This window comes from Streptomyces mobaraensis (assembly GCF_020099395.1).
Lineage (GTDB): Bacteria > Actinomycetota > Actinomycetes > Streptomycetales > Streptomycetaceae > Streptomyces.
Genome location: NZ_CP083590.1, coordinates 1,475,937 through 1,492,969, shown reverse-complemented (window position 1 = coordinate 1,492,969; position 17,033 = coordinate 1,475,937). Strand labels below are relative to the sequence as shown.

Annotated in this window: 13 protein-coding genes; 6 read left to right on the top strand and 7 right to left on the bottom strand. The window is 76.0% G+C overall.

Features of this window, described 5'->3' with window-relative positions:
• Positions 1-20 precede the first annotated feature (20 nt).
• The 4 genes from dpgC to dpgD are packed head-to-tail and all read left to right on the top strand — an operon-like array spanning position 21 to position 3,803.
• Complete coding sequence (gene dpgC / locus K7I03_RS06285) at positions 21-1,373, top strand: (3,5-dihydroxyphenyl)acetyl-CoA 1,2-dioxygenase DpgC (RefSeq protein WP_224346919.1); 1,353 nt, start codon at positions 21-23, stop codon at positions 1,371-1,373.
• Positions 1,370-2,719, top strand: a complete 1,350-nt coding sequence (locus K7I03_RS06280; protein ID WP_185945482.1) for an aminotransferase class I/II-fold pyridoxal phosphate-dependent enzyme — start codon at positions 1,370-1,372, stop codon at positions 2,717-2,719. The genes dpgC and K7I03_RS06280 overlap by 4 nt, the downstream gene beginning before the upstream one ends.
• A 47-nt stretch (positions 2,720-2,766) precedes the next feature.
• Entirely contained in the window at positions 2,767-2,973 is a 207-nt protein-coding gene (locus tag K7I03_RS06275; RefSeq protein ID WP_185945483.1) for an MbtH family protein, read from the top strand.
• A 5-nt stretch (positions 2,974-2,978) separates the two neighbouring features.
• Positions 2,979-3,803: an enoyl-CoA-hydratase DpgD gene (gene dpgD / locus K7I03_RS06270; protein WP_224346918.1), complete on the top strand. Its 825-nt coding sequence runs from the start codon at positions 2,979-2,981 to the stop codon at positions 3,801-3,803.
• A gap of 409 nt (positions 3,804-4,212) precedes the next feature.
• Here the strand turns inward: dpgD and K7I03_RS06265 are convergent, their stop codons facing one another.
• The 7 genes from K7I03_RS06265 to K7I03_RS06235 form a co-directional block, all read right to left on the bottom strand.
• The gene (locus tag K7I03_RS06265) at positions 4,213-5,643 is read right to left on the bottom strand and encodes a SagB family peptide dehydrogenase (protein WP_185945484.1); all 1,431 of its coding nucleotides are present in this window, start codon (positions 5,641-5,643) and stop codon (positions 4,213-4,215) included.
• Positions 5,640-6,644 carry a lantibiotic dehydratase C-terminal domain-containing protein gene (locus tag K7I03_RS06260; protein ID WP_185945485.1) on the bottom strand — a complete coding sequence of 335 codons (1,005 nt, stop codon included), beginning with the start codon at positions 6,642-6,644 and terminating at the stop codon, positions 5,640-5,642. Before K7I03_RS06260 ends, K7I03_RS06265 begins: the two co-directional genes overlap by 4 nt.
• On the bottom strand, positions 6,628-9,198 hold the full coding sequence (locus K7I03_RS06255) for a lantibiotic dehydratase (RefSeq protein WP_185945486.1): 2,571 nt from the start codon (positions 9,196-9,198) through the stop codon (positions 6,628-6,630). Before K7I03_RS06255 ends, K7I03_RS06260 begins: the two co-directional genes overlap by 17 nt.
• Positions 9,195-9,623 (bottom strand): hypothetical protein, encoded by a 429-nt coding sequence (locus K7I03_RS06250; protein WP_224346917.1) that lies wholly within the window; start codon positions 9,621-9,623, stop codon positions 9,195-9,197. The genes K7I03_RS06255 and K7I03_RS06250 overlap by 4 nt, the downstream gene beginning before the upstream one ends.
• Before the next feature lie 600 nt (positions 9,624-10,223).
• Positions 10,224-12,092, bottom strand: coding sequence for a TOMM precursor leader peptide-binding protein (locus K7I03_RS06245; protein WP_221903562.1), 1,869 nt, complete (start codon positions 12,090-12,092; stop codon positions 10,224-10,226).
• A complete protein-coding gene (locus K7I03_RS06240; RefSeq protein ID WP_185945488.1) occupies positions 12,079-13,908 on the bottom strand; it encodes a group-specific protein in 1,830 nt (609 codons plus the stop codon). The genes K7I03_RS06245 and K7I03_RS06240 overlap by 14 nt, the downstream gene beginning before the upstream one ends.
• 94 nt (positions 13,909-14,002) lie before the next feature.
• Entirely contained in the window at positions 14,003-14,158 is a 156-nt protein-coding gene (locus K7I03_RS06235; protein WP_185945489.1) for a hypothetical protein, read from the bottom strand.
• 295 nt (positions 14,159-14,453) lie between these two features.
• Here K7I03_RS06235 and K7I03_RS06230 point away from each other — a divergent pair, with 295 nt between their 5' ends.
• Together K7I03_RS06230 and K7I03_RS06225 are read left to right on the top strand one after the other, a co-directional pair.
• A complete protein-coding gene (locus tag K7I03_RS06230; RefSeq protein WP_224346916.1) occupies positions 14,454-15,632 on the top strand; it encodes a YcaO-like family protein in 1,179 nt (392 codons plus the stop codon).
• The gene (locus K7I03_RS06225) at positions 15,629-17,023 is read left to right on the top strand and encodes a TfuA-like protein (RefSeq protein WP_185945491.1); all 1,395 of its coding nucleotides are present in this window, start codon (positions 15,629-15,631) and stop codon (positions 17,021-17,023) included. Before K7I03_RS06230 ends, K7I03_RS06225 begins: the two co-directional genes overlap by 4 nt.
• Positions 17,024-17,033 lie beyond the last annotated feature (10 nt).

Here is a 17,033-nt window from a genome sequence, read left to right as displayed (position 1 = left end):
CGGACACTCCCATGCCCCCCGTGGCCAACGCACACACCACCCCCACACCCCCCGCACCTTCCGTGCCGTCCACACCTCAGGTACCCGCCGCGCCGGCGGACGCCTGGCGGGAGCCCTCGGCGCGGGCCGCCCACGCCGAGGAGATCCTGGCCGGGCTGCCCCGCAAGAGCGAGCGGACCGCGAAGCAGCAGGCGCGCCTCGACCGTGCCGTGGAGGACGCCCGGCTCGCCCGCAGTGCCTTCCTGGCCGAGCACGGCCAGGCCGTCTACGACGCGCTGACCGATGGCCGCACCACCCGTCTGTGGCTGGACGAACTGGCCGCCGCCGCGGCCGGGATGTTCCCGGGCCTGGTGCCCACCGCCGCGCAGATGAACGCCGAGCGCGAGCTCGTACAGGAGGAGAAGGAAGGCCGGGAGATCGACCAGGCGATCTTCTTCTCCGCGCTGCTCCGGCAGCCCAGGGCCGGCGCCCACCTGCTGGAGTCCATGCGGCGCCCCACGCCGCAGGCCCTCGACCTGCTGCCGGCGTTCGTCGCGGACGGGTTCGTGGACCTCGGGCCGCTCAGGGTCGAGCGGATCGGCCGGGCCGCCCATGTGACGGTCACCAACCCCGGCAGCCTCAACGCCGAGGACAACGAACTGATCGCGGCCATGGACGTGGCCGTGGACCTGACGCTGCTCGACGACGGCGTCCGGGTGGGCGTGCTGCGCGGCGGGGAGATGACGCACCCGAAGTACCACGGGCGCCGGGTCTTCAGCGCGGGCATCAACCTCGTCCACCTCAGCCAGGGTCGGATCTCCTACGTCGACTTCCTGCTGCGGCGCGAGATGGGTTACATCAGCAAGATCCAGCACGGCGTGCTGCGGCCCGGGGAGACCCGGGACTGGCGGGGCGGGTCGGTGCAGAAGCCGTGGATCGCGGCGGTCGACACCTTCGCCATCGGCGGCGGCATGCAGCTCCTCTTCGTGTTCGACCGGGTGATCGCCGCCTCCGACGCGTTCCTCAGCCTGCCGGCCGCGCAGGAAGGCATCGTCCCCGGCGCCGCCAACCTGCGGCTGCCCCGGATCGGGGGCAACCGCCTGGCCCGGCAGGTCATCCTCTCCGGCCGGCGGATCAAGGCCGACGAGCCGGACGCGAAGGTCCTCTGCGACGAGGTCGTCGAGCCCGAGGAGGTGACCGCGGCCGTCGAGGCGGCCGTCGAGGAACTCGCGGCACCCGCGGTGGTCGCGAACCGGGCCATGCTCAACCTCGCGGAGGAGCCGCCGGAGGTATTCCGCGCCTACATGGCGGAGTTCGCCCTCCAGCAGGGCCTCCGGCTCTACGCCGAGGACGTCATGGACAAGACGACGAAGTTCAGCGTGAGGGAACGATGAGCCTGCCCGCCCCCGACCCCGCCCTCGATGCCCTCGACGCGCTCGAAACACCCGGCGCCCTCGACCTCCGCGACGATCTGCACGGCAGCGCCTCGGACCCCGCGGTCGGCTCGATCAGCTTCCTCAACGAGGTGATGGGCCGCTACCCCGACGCCGTCTCGTTCGCGCCGGGAGCACCCCACACCTCGTTCTTCGAGGGCGTGGACCTGGACCGGTACATCACCTCGTGCCGCGACCACCTGGCCCGGCGGCGCGGACTGGAACCGGAGGCCGCGCGCCGGCTGCTCTTCGAGTACGGCCCGAGCCGCGGCATCATCAACGACATCGTCGCGGACGCCCTGAACCTGGACCACGGGCTGGGGGCCGACCCGGCCGACATCGTCGTCACGGTGGGCTGCCAGGAGGCGATGTTCCTCACCCTCCGCGCCCTCTTCCGCGGCGGCGACGACATCCTGGCCGTCGTCGACCCGTCCTTCGTCGGCATCCTCGGCGCCGCCCGGCTGCTGGACATCGACGTGGTCCCGGTCTCCGAGGGGACGACCGGGGTGGACGTGGCGGGGCTGCGCGCCCTGTGCGCCACGGCCCGGGCCGCCGGCCGCCGGATACGCGCCCTCTACGTGGCCCCGGACTTCGCCAACCCCTCGGGGACGCGGATGACCCTCGAAACCCGCGAGGAGCTGCTGGAACTCGCCGCCGAGGAGGGGCTGCTGCTCCTGGAGGACATCGCCTACGGCTTCACCGCGGCCCCCGGCGACGAACTGCCGCCGCTGGCCGCCCTGGACCGCACCGGCAACGTCATCACCCTGGGCACGTTCGCCAAGGTCTGCCTGCCCGGGGCCCGGGTGGGATTCGTCGTCGCGGGGCAGCGGGTCACCGACCGGCGGACCGGCGCGGAGCGCAGACTCGCCGATGTGCTCGCCGAGCTGAAGACCATGGTCACCGTGAACACGTCGCCGATCGCCCAGGCCGTCGTCGGCGGGCTGCTCCTGGAACACGGCGGGTCCCTGGTCCGCACCGGCCGCGCCAAGGCCGAGCTGTACCGCAGGAACCTGCGGCTGCTGACCGAGGCGCTCGACCGGCACGTCGCGGACCGGGCTCCCAAGGTCACCCGGAACGACCCCGACGGCGGCTTCTTCGTGCGGCTGCGGCTGCCCGTCGCGGTGGACATGGCCCTGCTGGAGTACTCCGCCGAGAAGTACGGAGTGCTCTGGACCCCGATGTCGACGTTCTACCTCGACGGGGGCGGCGACCACGAGCTGCGGCTGTCCTGCAGCTACCTGGACCCCGACGCGATCGACGAAGGCGCGCGCCGGCTCGCCGACTTCCTGGCGGACGTCGCGCGCTGACACGCCGCCCGCATCCCTCACCACCACTGCTTTCCTGGAGGAACGACATGAGCAACCCCTTCGACGACGCCGAGGGCACGTTCTCGGTGCTCGTGAACGACGAGGGGCAGCACTCCCTGTGGCCCGCCGTCGCGGAGGTCCCGGCCGGCTGGCAGCCGGTCCTGGAAGGGGCGGACCGGCAGGCGTGCCTCGACTACATCGAGGAGCACTGGACCGACATGCGCCCGAAGTCGCTGCAAGCGCGAACGGCCTGAGCCACGTGACCACCACCGGACCCGGGCCGGACGGCCTGACCAGGGTCGCGTACGAGAAGTCCGGACGCGTGGCGCACATCACGCTCGACCGTCCGGACCGGCTCAACGCCATGGACCTCCGCATGCACGAGGAACTGGCCGCCGTCTGGGACGACTTCGAGCGGGACGACGACCTGTGGGTCGCGGTGCTCACGGGCGCGGGCGACCGCTCGTTCTCCGTGGGCCAGGACCTCAAGGAGCTCTCCGAACGGGTACGCGCCGGCACGGCCGAACCGAGCACCTTCGGAAGCCGCGGCAAGCCCGGCTGGCCGCGGCTCACCGAGCGCTTCGACCTCTGCAAGCCCGTGGTGGCCCGCGTCAACGGCTACGCGTACGGCGGCGGTTTCGAACTCGCCCTCGCCTGTGACGTGGTGATCGCCGCCGACCACGCCTCCTTCGCGCTGCCGGAGGCACGCCTTGGCCTCATGGCGGGCGCTGGCGGCGTCTTCCGCCTGGTCCGCCAGGCGCCCTACCGGGCGGCCCTCGGCCACCTGCTGACCGGCCGCCCCATGACGGCCGCCCGGGCCCACGCGCTCGGCCTGGTCAACGAGGTGGTGCCGCCCGGGGAACTCGACGCCTGCGTCGATTCCTGGGTCGAGGACATCCTGCGCTGCGCCCCCCTGTCCGTCAGGGCCGTGAAGGAAGCCGCGGCGGCGTCCCTGACCATGCCGCTGGAGCAGGCGTTCCACACCCGCTTCGTGTGGGAGGAACGGCGCATGCACAGTGCGGACGCGCAGGAGGGCCCCCTCGCCTTCGTCGAGAAACGCCCGCCCGAGTGGACCGGCCGGTGACCACCGCCACCGACACGCGAGCGGCCCGGCGACCGACGTGAGAGCTTGCGACGCGATGAAGCCCCACCGGAACGGAAGCGCTCCGGTGGGGCTTCCGCGTGGCAGCCGTTTGACCACGGCCCCCCGGGTCGCTCACCGGTCCGGGGAGCCCGCGGGATGTCGTGCGACGGGGCACTCTCCGCTCGAAGCGGACCTGTCCTCCGTGAGCAGCCCGCGCGAGGCGAGCCGGCCGTCCCCGGCCGTCACACGTGGCGGTAGCGGGATCGCCGGCAGCACCACGGCGAGGGCCGCCCATAGCGGCGTACGCGGGCCGCTCAGCCCCAGCGTGCCCGCGTCCAGCGCGATCAGCACCGCGAAGAGCAGGCCGACGCGGCACGCCGCGCCCCGGGCCCCGGCCGGCCGGTGTCCGCTAAGGGTCCCCTGCCGCCTGCCGTAGGCGCCGTCCGGCGGCGCCGCCCAGGACGAAGGCGCCGACGGGGATCTCGGTGTGGGGCCGCAGGCCGAAGGCCCGGGCGGGGGTCTCGCCGTCGCCGCCGCCCAGGATGCAGCCGGACAGGCCCATGGCCGTGGCCACCAGGTGGAGCGTCTGGAGCAGCACCCCGGTGTTCTTCAGGGTGAGGGTGTAGGCGTGCGCCGCGTACTTCCACGACAGGCGCTTGAAGCGCGACGCCACGGTGACGTGCACGTCCGGCGGCGGCCCACCGGTCGCGGCCGTTCCCTCCCGCACCAGCGCGTCCACCTCCGCCGGGCCGCCCGGCAGGACGGTCAGAGCGTGGGCGAGCGCGTCGTAGTGGTACAGGCCGCGGCCGAGCCCGGCACAGCGGTGCACGGCCACGTACAGTTCCAGCTCGTACGCCGAGCCGGCGCTGGGGTACGGGCGGCTGGTGACCGCGTACGGCCGGTCGTGCTCGGGCCGGGCGTCCAGCACCGTACGGACACGGGCGGCGCGGTACAGCCACCCGGCCAACTCGTCGACGGTCAGCGGGCTTTCACCGTAGGCGCGGACCGATGTGCGGGACTCCAGGACGTCGGTGAACGTGCGGTCCTCGCGCCGCGCCTCGTCCAGGTCGGGACGGCGCAGGGGGATGGTGCGGCCCGGACGGGCGGGTGCGACGGGCGGGGCCGGCGCCTCGGTGGCGCGCAGGGGGAAGACGGGACCGTAGAGGCGGTCGCGGAGGCCGGCCCGGCTGCCGTCGTGGGCCAGCAGCTCGTGGAAGGACCAGCCCGGTGGGAGCGCGGCTCCGCCGGGGCCGTCACCGTCCACCGGGTGCAGAAAACCGGCGATGTGGAGAATGGAGAGGACCGCAGTGAGATCGTTCTCCGTCAAGTCCGGTACCGCAGCGGGCAGTTCCCCGCACATCGTGGGTCCGGTCAACGCCGCGAACACCGCTGCCACCCGCGCGTCGTCCAGGCGGATCCGGAACCGGGACCGCGGTGACTCGGCCACGAGCGTGCCGTCCAGCGGGCGCAGATGAGCGGCCTGGTCGAGCGTCACCGCGCCCAGTGGCAGGGGGCCGGGGCGTGGGGCCGCCTCCGGTGCCAGCGGTACGGCGGTGGCCAGCGGGCGCGTTCCGGCAGCGGTGGCGTGATGGCACAGCGTGTGGCCCAGGTGGTCCAGGCAGTACTGGAGCAGGGCGACTCCGGTGTCCGGAAGCCGGCCGGTGAGGTCGTCCAGAGCCACCGGGCTCCGCGTGAGCGCCGTCAGCGCCTCCGCCAGCGGCCGGCCACCCGGGCCGGCCGGCGTGCTGCCCCAGCGGTGGCGCACGGTCACGATCCCCTGACCGCCACCGTCGTGGTGCACCGTCGTGCCGGGTGCCAGGGACAGGAGGAGCGCACTCACGGGCGGCTGTCCCCCAGGGCGGCGGCGGCCCGTGCCGCGAAGTGGCGCAGCATGGCCTCCTGGGTGGCGTCCAGGCCGAGCCGGTTGCACATCAGATGGGCGCACCGGTTGGCGGTGAGGGCCGTGCGGGGGCTGGGCAGGGCGAGCAGCGAGGGGTCGTCGCGCAGGGCGGCGAGGTCGGGGGCGAAGGCACCGGTGCGCTCCAGGCCCGCGAGGCTCGCGTGGAGCCGCGCGACGCTGTGGTGCCACGCGGCGAGCGGCCCCGCACCCGGCGCCGCGGGGACCGGTGCGGCCAGCAGCCCCGCCGCGCGCCGCAGCAGACCGGGGCGCGCGCGCTCGTACGCCCGGTCGAAGCCTTCCGTGTCGTACGCGGCCCCGAGCATGCGGCGCCACGACTCCGCCCCGGCCCGCAGCGCGGCCAGGCGCTGCCCGGCGTCCGGCGCCGTCACGGTCCACGTCAGCAGCAGGACGGCGAAAGCGGCCGACAACCGCTCGGCGGGGGAGGGGCGGCGGGCGAGCAGGGCCCGGGCGCAGTCGCTCGCCTCGACGAAATGCCGCTCGACGGCGGCGAGGGAGGCTCCGGTGCCGTAGCGGTCGTGCTCGGGCCGGTACGGGCGTATCCGCGCGGTGTCGTGCAGGCCGCGCCACGGCTCGTGGTCCGGCAGGTGCTCCTGCCGCGCCGCCGCCGTGGCGAAGCGGTGGTAGGCCGCCTCGTCGACCGTGCACGGCGAGGGGTGGCGGGCCAGCCAGTCGTTCCACCGCTCCACGAGGTGGCCTGCGGTGTCCCCGAGAGGTTCCGCGGACCGGACGCGGACCCGCAGATGGGGGCCGCCCTCCCAGTAGCGGAGGAAGAAGTGGCCGCCGACGGTCCCGGTCCGGGCGAGCCGGCCGAGCTCGGGTACGACGGCGTCGAGCAGCAGGACGTCGAGGTCGCCCTGGTGGAAGAGGTGCACGGCCGTCCAGTGGCCGGACGGCGGGGATGTGTCAGGGGTGGGCGGCACGGTGCTCTCCGGGGAGGCCGGACGGGGGTCCGGCGGGCAGTTCGATGACGAGTTCGGTGGTGTACAGGCCCGTACCGGGGGCCTGGTCGGCGGCCGGGTCGGGCAGCGCTTCCTCGATGTGGACGACGGTGCCGGGCGCGGTGAGCGCGCGCGTGAAGGCGGCGGTCAGCAGGGGCGAGGCGAAGTCGACGTAGGCGGGCTTGTAGCCCTTGTCCGCGAACGGGTCCGGTGCCGGCCCCCCGGCCGGGCGGGTCCGCACGAAGCAGCGCTGCGGAAGGCCCACCGCGCGCTGCCAGGCGAGCAGCCGCAGCAGGTGGTCGTGGTCCTGCTCGCCGGGCCGCGGCAGCGGTACGGACGCGGCCCGGGTGAGCCACCCGCGGCGGCGCAGGACCACGTTCCCGGCGCGGAGGCGGGGCAGGTGGCGGACGCCGTCGGCCGGTACGTCGTCCGTGAAGGGGCCCGGCTGGAGGGGGTGCCCGGTACGGAAGAGGGTGTGCGGGTCGCCGAACAGCCGCAGCACGGTGGCGAGCGGGGGCGGCAGCAGCTGCGGGCTCATCAGCCCGAGGTGCACGGGGACGAGGCCGGCGTCGAGGCGCGGCGCGTGGAGGGCGGGCAGGCCGGTGGCCGTGTCGACGTGCACCGTCACCTCGCCCAGCGCGATGCGCTGGTGGGCGGGGCGGCTGTCGCGGGTGAAGGGGTGGTCGAAGACGTGCGGCACGGTGGGGCGGCGCAGGTTGGTGTTGGAGGCGTACAGCCCGCCGAGGTCGACCGGGAGCGGGTCGCATACGGAGGCGGAGGCGGTGGGGCCCGGCGGCACCGGGCGGCCCGTGGCGCGGGCGTGGATGCGGTCGAGGCGGCCCTGCCAGTGGCCGTGCCCGGCGGTCACGGCGTTGAGGACGGCGTACGGCCGCCCGTCCGGGCCGGCCAGCGGCTGCACGTAGTGGGCGAGGGACAGCGGCGGACGCGGGAGGGCGAGGCCGGTGGGCAGCTCACCGGCGTGCAGGGCGGCCGTCACGCGGCGCCGCTCGTCGGCGAGCCGGCGCAGGACGGGCAGGGGGCTCGCGGCCAGCAGCTCGTCGTCCGTGCCGAATCCGGGGCCGAGCAGGTCGCGTACGCGCTGCGCGGCGGGGGACCGCTCGTCCTGGAGCTGGTGCAGGACGAGCAGCAGCGGCACCCGGGCGGCCGGGCCGTGGCGTTCGGTGAGCCACGCCGCGGCGGCGTGCCGGGCGGGCAGGTCGCGGTCGAGGACCGCCAGGGCGCGGCCCGTGGCGGTGAGATCGGCCAGCAGGGGCCGCCAGTGCGGGTGGCCGAGCGTGGCGGCGTCACCGCCGAGCACGCTGTCCTCGTGGAACGGCCGGCGCTCGTAGCTCTCGCGCGGGGCGGGAAGGCCCAGGGCGTCCTCGACGGACCGCAACCGCTCGCGGACGGCACGGTCACGGCGGCGACGCTCGGTGTGGGTGGACGCGGACTGATGCCGCGTCAGTTCTGCACGCAGGTCGTGCAATGCGGCGGCTATGGGTGCGAGTTCTGCCGCCTCCTCCAGCCAGGCGGTCAGCGCCGTCAGGTGGCAGGGCGCCGCGTCGTCCAGCGGCAGATCCTCCTGGAGGATGCCGGCGGCCAGGAAGCGCCGTACCGCGGGCCCGGCCTCGGCGGCGGTGAGCCCGTCGACCTGCCGCACGGCCTCCAGCAGCCGGGACAGCCGTTCCGGTGCCGGCAGGGCGGTGATCCTCGCCCCGGCGGTGGGCGGGATCAGGCGGATCGCCTCCGGGGAGGCGTGCAGGGCCGGGTTGGAGCGCAGGCGCAGGGTGGCGCGCAGTTCGGGGCGGGTGCGCAGCAGGGCGTCGGCGATGCGGCGCAGGCGTGCCAGGTTGATCTCCGCGTGCACCGGTCGCCGGGTCATGTCCCCGAAGTCCAGCCAGGGCCCGGACGGGCGCCACCTGGCCTGCCCGGTGGCGGTGAAGGTGCTGTACGGGCTGGTCTTCGCCGCCGCACGGGACAGGTAACGGGCCAGGCTCACCAGGGCCTTGGTGCCCGGCGCACGGCCGTGGGGGGTGTCGAGCCAGCGTTCCAGGACGTCGTCGAGGTCCCGGCTGCCGTGCAGCAGCCCCTGCCGGAAGGAGGGTTCGGTCAGCGGACCGCGCAGCGCCCCGAGCACGGCCCCGGTCTCGCGCGCGAGCGTATCCGCCAGCGCCGCGCGGCGCTGTTCCTGGCGGGCCCGTGCCGCGAGCCAGCCCTCGACGCGGGCGGCGAGCGGCGCCGGCAGCGCGGCCTGTACGGCGGCGTCCCACTCGGCGGTACGGGGAGTACGGCCCTGGTGGGCGGCGCGGCGCAGGCCGATGACGCGGGGGCGCAGCGCCGGGTCGGGCAGCGCCCCGATGACGGGATGCAGTGCGTCGGCGACGGCCCGGCCCTCGGCGTCGATCCGTTCCTGCTCGGCGAGGACGGTCTCGGCCAGGGCGTGGCTTTCGGGGGTGTTGAGGGCGGCCAGCACGGACCGGGGGACGCCGGCGACGCGTAGCACCGGGTCGGGCGGCATGGCGGCAGCGGTGTTCACGACAGGGCTCCGGGGACGAGGACGGGAACGCGGAGGCGTGGTTCGGGCGCCGCGTGGCCGAGGGTGACGTGACAGGCCACCGCGCCCTCGCCGGGCTCCACCCGCAGCAGGGCCGCCGCCGCGGGCGCCGGCCGGTCGTCGCACCAGGCCGTCAGCCCCGTCTCGTGCGCGGCGACCCGCAGACGCAGCGCCTCGGCCGCGCGCGGAGGCAGTTCGCCCAGCAGATGCACGGTGACGGGCGCGTCGGCGAGGGCCGCGACGGCGGCGGGGCCACCGCGCGTGAGGACGTACGCCAGGGAGGCGGTGTCGCCCGGCCGCACGGGCTCCGGACCGTCCGCCACCGGCCCGTACAGACCGGCCTCCAGGCCCGCGACGTCCCGTACGGTCACCCGGTACGGCGCCCGCACGCCGGCCGCGGCCAGCACCCGGAGCAGCTCCTCGCGAGTGACCGCCGCACCGGTACGCAGGTGCGCCGGGGGGGCCGGCGGGCAGGTCCGCCAGCACGGCGTCGAGCCCGGCGCCCGCGGCGGCGGGCGGCAGCGGGGCGGCCGGCCCGCTGTGCAGAAGCAGCGTGCCGGGCCCGGCGCCCGACTGCCGCGTACACAGTCCGCAGGCCGCCGCCACCAGGGCGGCCCGGGCGGCCCGTTCGCCCGTGTCGTCACCGGGCAGGCGCAGCACGAGGCCCGCGCCGCTCTCCGGGAGGGCGCCGGCGCCGGGTACGAGAGCGTGGGCGACCGGGTCGTAGGCGTACGTGCCCCGGGGCACGGGGGCGTCGTCCCCTGCGGCGAGCAGGGGCCGTGGGACGTGGGCGTGGGCGAGCCCCGGGGGCGTACCGGGGCGGGCTTCGAAGGGGCCCGGCCCACAGGCGTGACCGAGGACGGCGGCCAGGTGGTGCAGTGTCACCGGGCCGGACGCCGGGGGACAGCCGCACGTCCGGGCGGCGCGCAGCGCGTCACCGGCCGTGCCCAGCGGCGGGAGCGGCGGCAGGGACGGCGGGAGGCCGGGCAGGGGCGTCACGGGCGTCGTCACGGGAACGGGTGCGGGTCGGTGGACAGTTCGCCGGTGAGCCGGGGCAGGCCCTCGGTGCGCCGCATCAGGTGCCCGTACGTCACCGGGGCGGTGCCGGGGACGACGACCTTGACCGCCGTCAGGTCCAGCGCCGCGAGCTCGGCGGTCGTCTGGTCCACGGCGAGCACGTCGAACCCCGTGTCGAGGTAGCGGCGGACCAGGTCGCGCAGATCGTCCGTCAGGTCGTCGTGGTGCCGGGGCAGCCGCCGGCCGCGGTGCACCTCGGCGAAGGCGCGGGGCGGCCGGCCCTCCAGGAGGAACGCCAGCCGCCCGGAGAACTCGGGCGCGGCGGCCACGAGGGCGTGGTCGGCGGGGTGGGTGATGCCGGAGGGGTCGAGGGCCAGCTGCCGGGCGCGTTCCCGCCGGGCCGGGTAGCGGGCGGCGAGCAGGGACAGGTGCGGGCCGAGCTCCATCAGCGCGCGCACCGCGGCCTGTTCGGGGTCGGGGTGGGCGCCCGCGGCGAGGGCCGCGCGCGGCGTGTCCGGCCGTTCGTCCTCGTCGACGGCGAGCGCCACGACGCACGGGATCTCCTGCTCCAGGGTGGCGTCGAGGAGGTGGACGCGGTGCCCGGTCAGCTGGGCCAGGTGCTCCACGAGGAGCGGCACGGTGCGGTCGCGCGCGCTGCCCGGGTCGATGGCGTCGAGCGGGGTGCGCCGGTACCACGCCGTGAAGAAGGCGTCCCGCTCGGCGACTTCGAGCAGGCCGTGCAGTTGCGCCTCCTCGGAACAGCTGCCGAGCGCGCAGCCGTTGGAGACCTCGAAGACGAATCCCCGGTCGCCCGGGTCCCGCTCGTCCGCGGAGAGGAAGTACGCGTACGAGCGGGGCAGCAGCACCGGCCGCGCCCGCCCGTGGGACCACGCCCACACCCACTCCGTCACCCGGTCCTCCGCGAACCGGCGGAACGGGAAGCCCGGCACGTCGTAGTGGCTGTCGGGGTGCAGGCCCAGCGTGCGCGGGTCGACGGCGTCGTCGCGTACGTCGGCGTACGCGGCCCGGACCACGGTGCGGCGGGCCCGCGGCCGGACGCTCGCGTAGCGTTCGGCCCCTTCGAGGAGCGCGGCGGCCGTCGCCGTGTCCCGGTCGGGGCCGGCGCCCAGGCCCGCCTCGGCCTCGCCGCCGTCCGGCAGCGCGAGCGGCGCCCGGGCCAGCGGGACCGCCGCCGTCGCCTGCGTCACACCGCGCACCAGCCCCGTCTCCGGGTCGGCCAGGAGCGCGCGGAGCAGAGCGGTGTCCGGCCACCGCAGCCGCAGGCCGGGGCGCGGTTTGGGCCGGGGCGCGAGCGCGCGCGGCACGGCGGTGGGCGCGTCGTCGGGGAGCCCGCCGCACACCGGGCAGCACGGGTCGGGGAGGAAGGCGTGCGTGCTCACGTCGAGGGCACGCAGGCCGACCACCGTCATGGAGCGGGCCGCGGGGGCGTCGGGGGCGGTGAGGCGCTCGGCCACGAGGCGGGCGGTGAGGGTGACGGCGGGCGCGGTGAGCAGGGGCGACGGCAGTGTGTACAGGTCGGGGGCGTGGCCGAGCACGGCCCGGGCGACGGCCCGGTCCGGTGCGTGCGCGCGCCGCATGCCCAGGCAGCGGTGGCAGCCGGGCACGCCGGGCCGCACGACCGGCCCGACCACCGCGCGGTCGCCCTCGGTCCACACCGGCAGGAAGGGCACGCCGAGCGTGGTCGCCCGCCGAAGGGCGCCGTCGTGGTCGTCGTCGGTGGCGCGGGCGTCGGTGGCCGTCACGACGGCGGCCACCGCGGGCCGCCCGCCGAGGACCTCGTCGAGCGCGTGGTGCAGTACGCCGCCGTCACCCGACACGAGAACGTCAGTGCGCGTCAAGGAGCACCACCCGGGCCACGAACGGGGCGTGCGCCGCGAACGCGCTGTCGTGGTCCAGCGGCACCACGTACGCGGTCCGGCCCCGCGCCGCCAGCCGGTCGGCGAGGAGCCGGCACCGGCCGGCCGCGTCCAGTCCGGGCAGGGCGGCGGGCACCGGTGCCGGCGCGCCGGTCCGCACGGCCGGCGTCGTACCGGCGGACGGGCAGGCGCCCTGCCGGCGGGCGAGCAGGGCCCGCGCCGCCTCGGCGAACGCCTCGGCGGCCGACGCGGCGCACCCGACGGCGACCCCGTCCTCCGCGACCAGCGCGACGACGGGCGCGCCCAGGCCCCCGGAGACGTCCAGAACGGGGGGCAGGGGGCCGAGGGCGCCCACCAACCGCCAGTGCCGGGCCGCCTCACTGTGGTGCGGCAGCACGGCCGGGTCGAGCACGGGGTACGGCCCGGCGTCCGGCGCCGCCATGCGCCGCAGGGCCAGCTGCCGCACGGCACCGAGCAGCGCCGCCTCGACGGCGGCGTCCCAGCTCTCGGCACAGGCGGTGCCGGCGGGCGCGGGCGTGGGCGTGGCGTGCCCGGCGGGGGCCCGGTCGTCGAGCGGGAGAACGGCGGAGGCGGGCAGGGGCTCCGTACGGCCGTCGGCCAGTCGTCCGGCGAGGATGTGGTCCGGCGCCGTCCGCTCCACCGCCGCCGCCAGCGCGTGGGCGGCGGCCGCACGGCGCAGTGCCTCGTCGTGGGCGGCGCGCGGGTCGAGGGCGGAGCCGGTGACCGTGCCGCCGCCGGGCAGCTCGCAGCGGGCCACCGTCAGGGGGATCTGCGTGCCGTACGCCGTGGTGGGCGGCCCGTAGGGGCCCGTCAGTCCGTCGGCACAGGCCGACAGGCGCCGGGTCAGGTCGCCGGGGGCGAGGGCCGGCGCTTCGCGCAGCTCCTTCAGGCGTACGGCGAAGTCCTTGTCCGCCGCTACGGCCGGGGGTGCTGCCAGGACGTGGTGCCGGTGGGAGGCGAGCGTGTCCCGGTCGACGCGCAGGACGCCGGTGTCGTCCTCTTCGGGTATGCCCGTCAGCAGCCGGAACACCGCCAGGGCCACGCGCCCGCCCACCAGGGCCGTCGCGGCCGGCGTGGGCTCCGGGGCCTGTGCGGGCGCGGGACGGTGCCGCAGGCGGTGCAGGACGTCGGCCCAGCGCTGGGCGCCGTCGTACGGCAGCAGCCAGCAGCCGTCGTACCGGGCCAGGGCGCGGAACAACGGCGTACCCGTGGCCCGGCACGCGTCCTCGGCCGCGGCGACCGCCCGTACGCCGTCGGGCCCTTCGCCGTCGCCCGCGTACACGACGGCGTCCACCCGCCCGGCCGCCTCCCGCGGGTCCACGGCGTGCACCCGGCGCAGCCCGCAGGCGAGCAGGGCGTGCCGGGCCGCGTCGGCGAGGGGTCCGTCGCCGGCCAGCAGGACGCGCGCGGTGCGGTAGCGCTCGAAGTGGTGCTCGGGGGAGTCGCGCCAGTTCCCGACGTACGCGATCTCGGGCGCGTGGGCCCGCAGTTCGTCGTCGGTCAGGCCGTGCGGCAGCGGATCGGCGGCCTCGCGGACGAAGCCGTGCGCCCGGAGCGTGTCGAGCAGGCGCAGCGCGACCGTCCGGTGGCCGTCGGGGAGGGGCGCCAGCGCGGCGTCCACGTCCTGCCGGCCGTCGAGCAGCGGCCGCAGCCGCTCCAGCCACGCGTGGACGGTGGCGCCGCGGAGGGCCACGGCGGACGACGGGCCCAGGACCGCGGCACCGTCGACGGTCGGCGCGTACCGCACCTGCGGTGCCAGTGTCAGTCGGCGGCCCACGGCCGGCTTCCTCCCCCAGATCTGTGGGCGGTTCGGGAGTGCGAGGCCGGGCCCCGGCGGCGCGTCCTCCGCGCCGCCGGGGCCCGGACCGGTATTACGACAGCGCGCAGGAGCTGCTGGCGCTGCGACAGCAGGCGTACGCCCAGGCGGCGTTGTCGTCGCTCTCGACAGCGTCGTCCCGCACGACCTCGAACATCTCGTCGCCGAGCTGCTCCAGGTCGAGGAGGGCTGCGTTCGCTGCGTTCTCCATGGACCGCTCCTTTCGTCCGATCAACGATGAACAGCGCATTGATAACCCGGGACGCGCGACAGCAGCCACCCATGCCGCATACTCGCGCGCCCCACCCCGTACTCGCCGCCGCACCCCATCCGACCTGCGTATTCACCGACGCCAACCTCCCTGCTTTCCCTACGCCTTCGATTCCTCTCACCTTCGCCTCCCGCACTTTTTCGGCAGTCTTCATGGCCCTCTTCCCGTCGCCTTCCATCACGTTGCGGTGCCGCGTCCGATGCTGAAGGCGGACCACCGAGCGGAGGAGGGCCGGGTGAGGAAGGTTCATTTCGACGGCACGCACCGGGTGCGGCGCCCCGAGGAGACGTGGGCCGTCATCGACGGCCGGCGGGGCGCCTTCGGCGTCACCCGGGTCGCCGACGTGACGGGGCTGGACCGGCTGGGCGTACCGGTGGTGATGGCGGTCCGCCCGGCGGCGAAGACGCTCACCGTCTCGCAGGGCAAGGGCACCTCGCCGCTGCTGGCCCGCATCTCCGCCGTCATGGAGAGCGTGGAGCTGTGGCACGCCGAGTACGCCTGCCCGGCCGCCGAGATGACGCGCGTCCCCGCCCGCGAGCTGGAACTGCCCTACGCCGTCACGGACCTCCAGCAGCACCACGGCAGCCTGCTGGGCGAGCACACCCCGCTGGACTGGCTGACCGGCAGGAACGCCGTGACCGGAGCGCCGACCTTCGTCCCCCGGTCGTACGTCGCCATGGACTACCAGGTGTCCGACGCCTGGGAGCCCCCGTTGTTGCACGGCTCGACCAACGGGCTGGCCGGCGGCAACAGTTATGACGAGGCCGTCACGCACGCGCTGTACGAGGTCGTCGAGCGCGACTGCACGGCGGCGATCGGCTCGGTGCCCGTCAGCGAGCGGCGGCACGTCGACCCGGCGAGCGTCGACGACCCGATGTGCGCCGGCGTCCTGGAGCGGATGGTCGACGCGGGGGCGTGGGTGGAGATCGTGGACGTGCCCAACCGCTGGGGGCTGCCCTGCTTCGTCACCTACGTGTGGTCCGAGGACTTCCCCGCGCTGGCCGTCGGCTCGGGCGTGCACAGTTCCGCCGCGGTGGCCCTCAGCCGGGCGGTCACGGAGTCGGCGCAGAGCCGGCTCACCGCCATCGCCGGCAGCCGCGACGACCTGGCCGACGCGCTGTTCCCGCACGAGCCGTCCGTCCCCGGTGAACCGCCCGTCACGGCGGGGGAGATCGTGCCGTGGAAGGACGTCTCCGCTGCCGGGCCCGACTTCGCCGAGGACACCGAGGAGACGCGGTGGCTGGCCGAGCGGGTGCGGGAGGTGACCGGCCGGCCGCCGGTGGTGGTCGACCTCAGCACCGAGGAGGACTTCAGCGTGGTCAAGGTGGTAGCCGCCGGGCTGGAGTTCGACGGACGGCACGAGATCACCCGACCCCTGTCCGCCCCCTCGCCGCTCCTGAAGGAGGCATCGTGACGATCCATGTGTTCCTCGGCCCCACGCTGTCCCCGGAGGAGGCCCGGCGGGCGGTCCCCGGCGCGGTCGTGCACCCGCCGATCCGCCACGGCCACCTGCTCGCCCTGCACTTGGGCCCCGGCGACACCGTCGTCGTCATCGACGGGGTGTTCCACCAGACCGCTCCCGTGCGGCACAAGGAGATCACCGACGCCCTGCGCCGCGGCGCGCGGGTGATCGGCGCCTCCAGCATGGGCGCGCTGCGCGCCGCCGAGCTGTGGCAGTGCGGCATGGAGGGCGTCGGCCTGGTCTTCGGCATGTACGCCCGGGGCGACCTGGACGCCGACGACGAGGTCGCCGTCGGCCACCTTCCGTCCGGCGACCACCGGGCGCTGACGGTACCGCTGGTCAACATCCGCTGGACGATCGCCAACGCGGTCGCCGAGGGCGCGCTGACCGCCGGCGACGGCGACGTGCTGCTGGAGGTGGCGCGTTCGCTGCACTACACCCAGCGGTCCTGGGGCGCGCTCGTGTACACCGCGCGTCGGACGCACCCGGAGGCGGCCGACGCCGCCGTCGCCCTGCGCGCGTTCGCCGAACGCCGGCCCGACCTGTCCGACCTCAAGCGCAGGGACGCCCTGCTGGCCCTGGCGCACGCCCGCGAGCCGCGCCCCGACGGACCGGTCCCGGCCGACATCCCGGCCTCGCTGGTGCCCCGGACGATGTACCTCGAACGGTGGCGCGCCCTGCACCGCCCGGCCACCGCCGCCCACGGCGGGCAGGTCGCGGACGTGGGCGAACTGGATCAGCTGCGCTTCCAGCAGCTGTACGCGCCGGACTTCCCGGGGCGCTACCGGCGGTTCGCGCTGCGCCGCATCGCCGGCGGCGGGGCGGCGCACGCCGACGTCGCGTCGACGGACGACGCCGCGCTGGCCGACGCCGCCCTCAAGGCGGCGGAGGAGCGCGGTATCACCGCCGACCGCCTGCCGGACGGCGTCTGGGCCTCCTGGCTCACGGAGGAGGAACGGGCCTCCGGCGACGCCCGGAGCCGGCTGCTCACCCTCCTCGTCCGGTCGTTCCGCGTCGGGCCCGGAGCCGCGCCGTTCAACGACGTGCCCGCCGAGCTGCGGGACGAGGACGGGGCGTGGGCGCTCAGCGCCGGCGCGGTGGCCGCCGCCGACCGGCTCAACGCGCGGATGGCCCGCACCGGCAGACGGCGCACCCCGCGGCACCTGCCCGGCGCCCTGGTGCGGCGCCACCTCGCGGACGTCTGGCGTGCCACCGGCCCGGACGGGCTCGCGGCCGCCGCCCACGACCGGGGCTTCTTCTCCCTGGAGGAGGCCGAGGAGGCCGCACGGCGCTTCGTCCTGCTGCACCGCGTCGGGGCCGAGCCCCGCACGGCCGCCGGCTGAGGGCCAGGGT

Coding starts and splice junctions, on each gene's coding strand:
- K7I03_RS06235 (WP_185945489.1), bottom strand. CDS start 14,158: ATGGAGAACGCAGCGAACGCAGCCCTCCTCGACCTGGAGCAGCTCGGC.
- K7I03_RS06280 (WP_185945482.1), top strand. CDS start 1,370: ATGAGCCTGCCCGCCCCCGACCCCGCCCTCGATGCCCTCGACGCGCTC.
- K7I03_RS06275 (WP_185945483.1), top strand. CDS start 2,767: ATGAGCAACCCCTTCGACGACGCCGAGGGCACGTTCTCGGTGCTCGTG.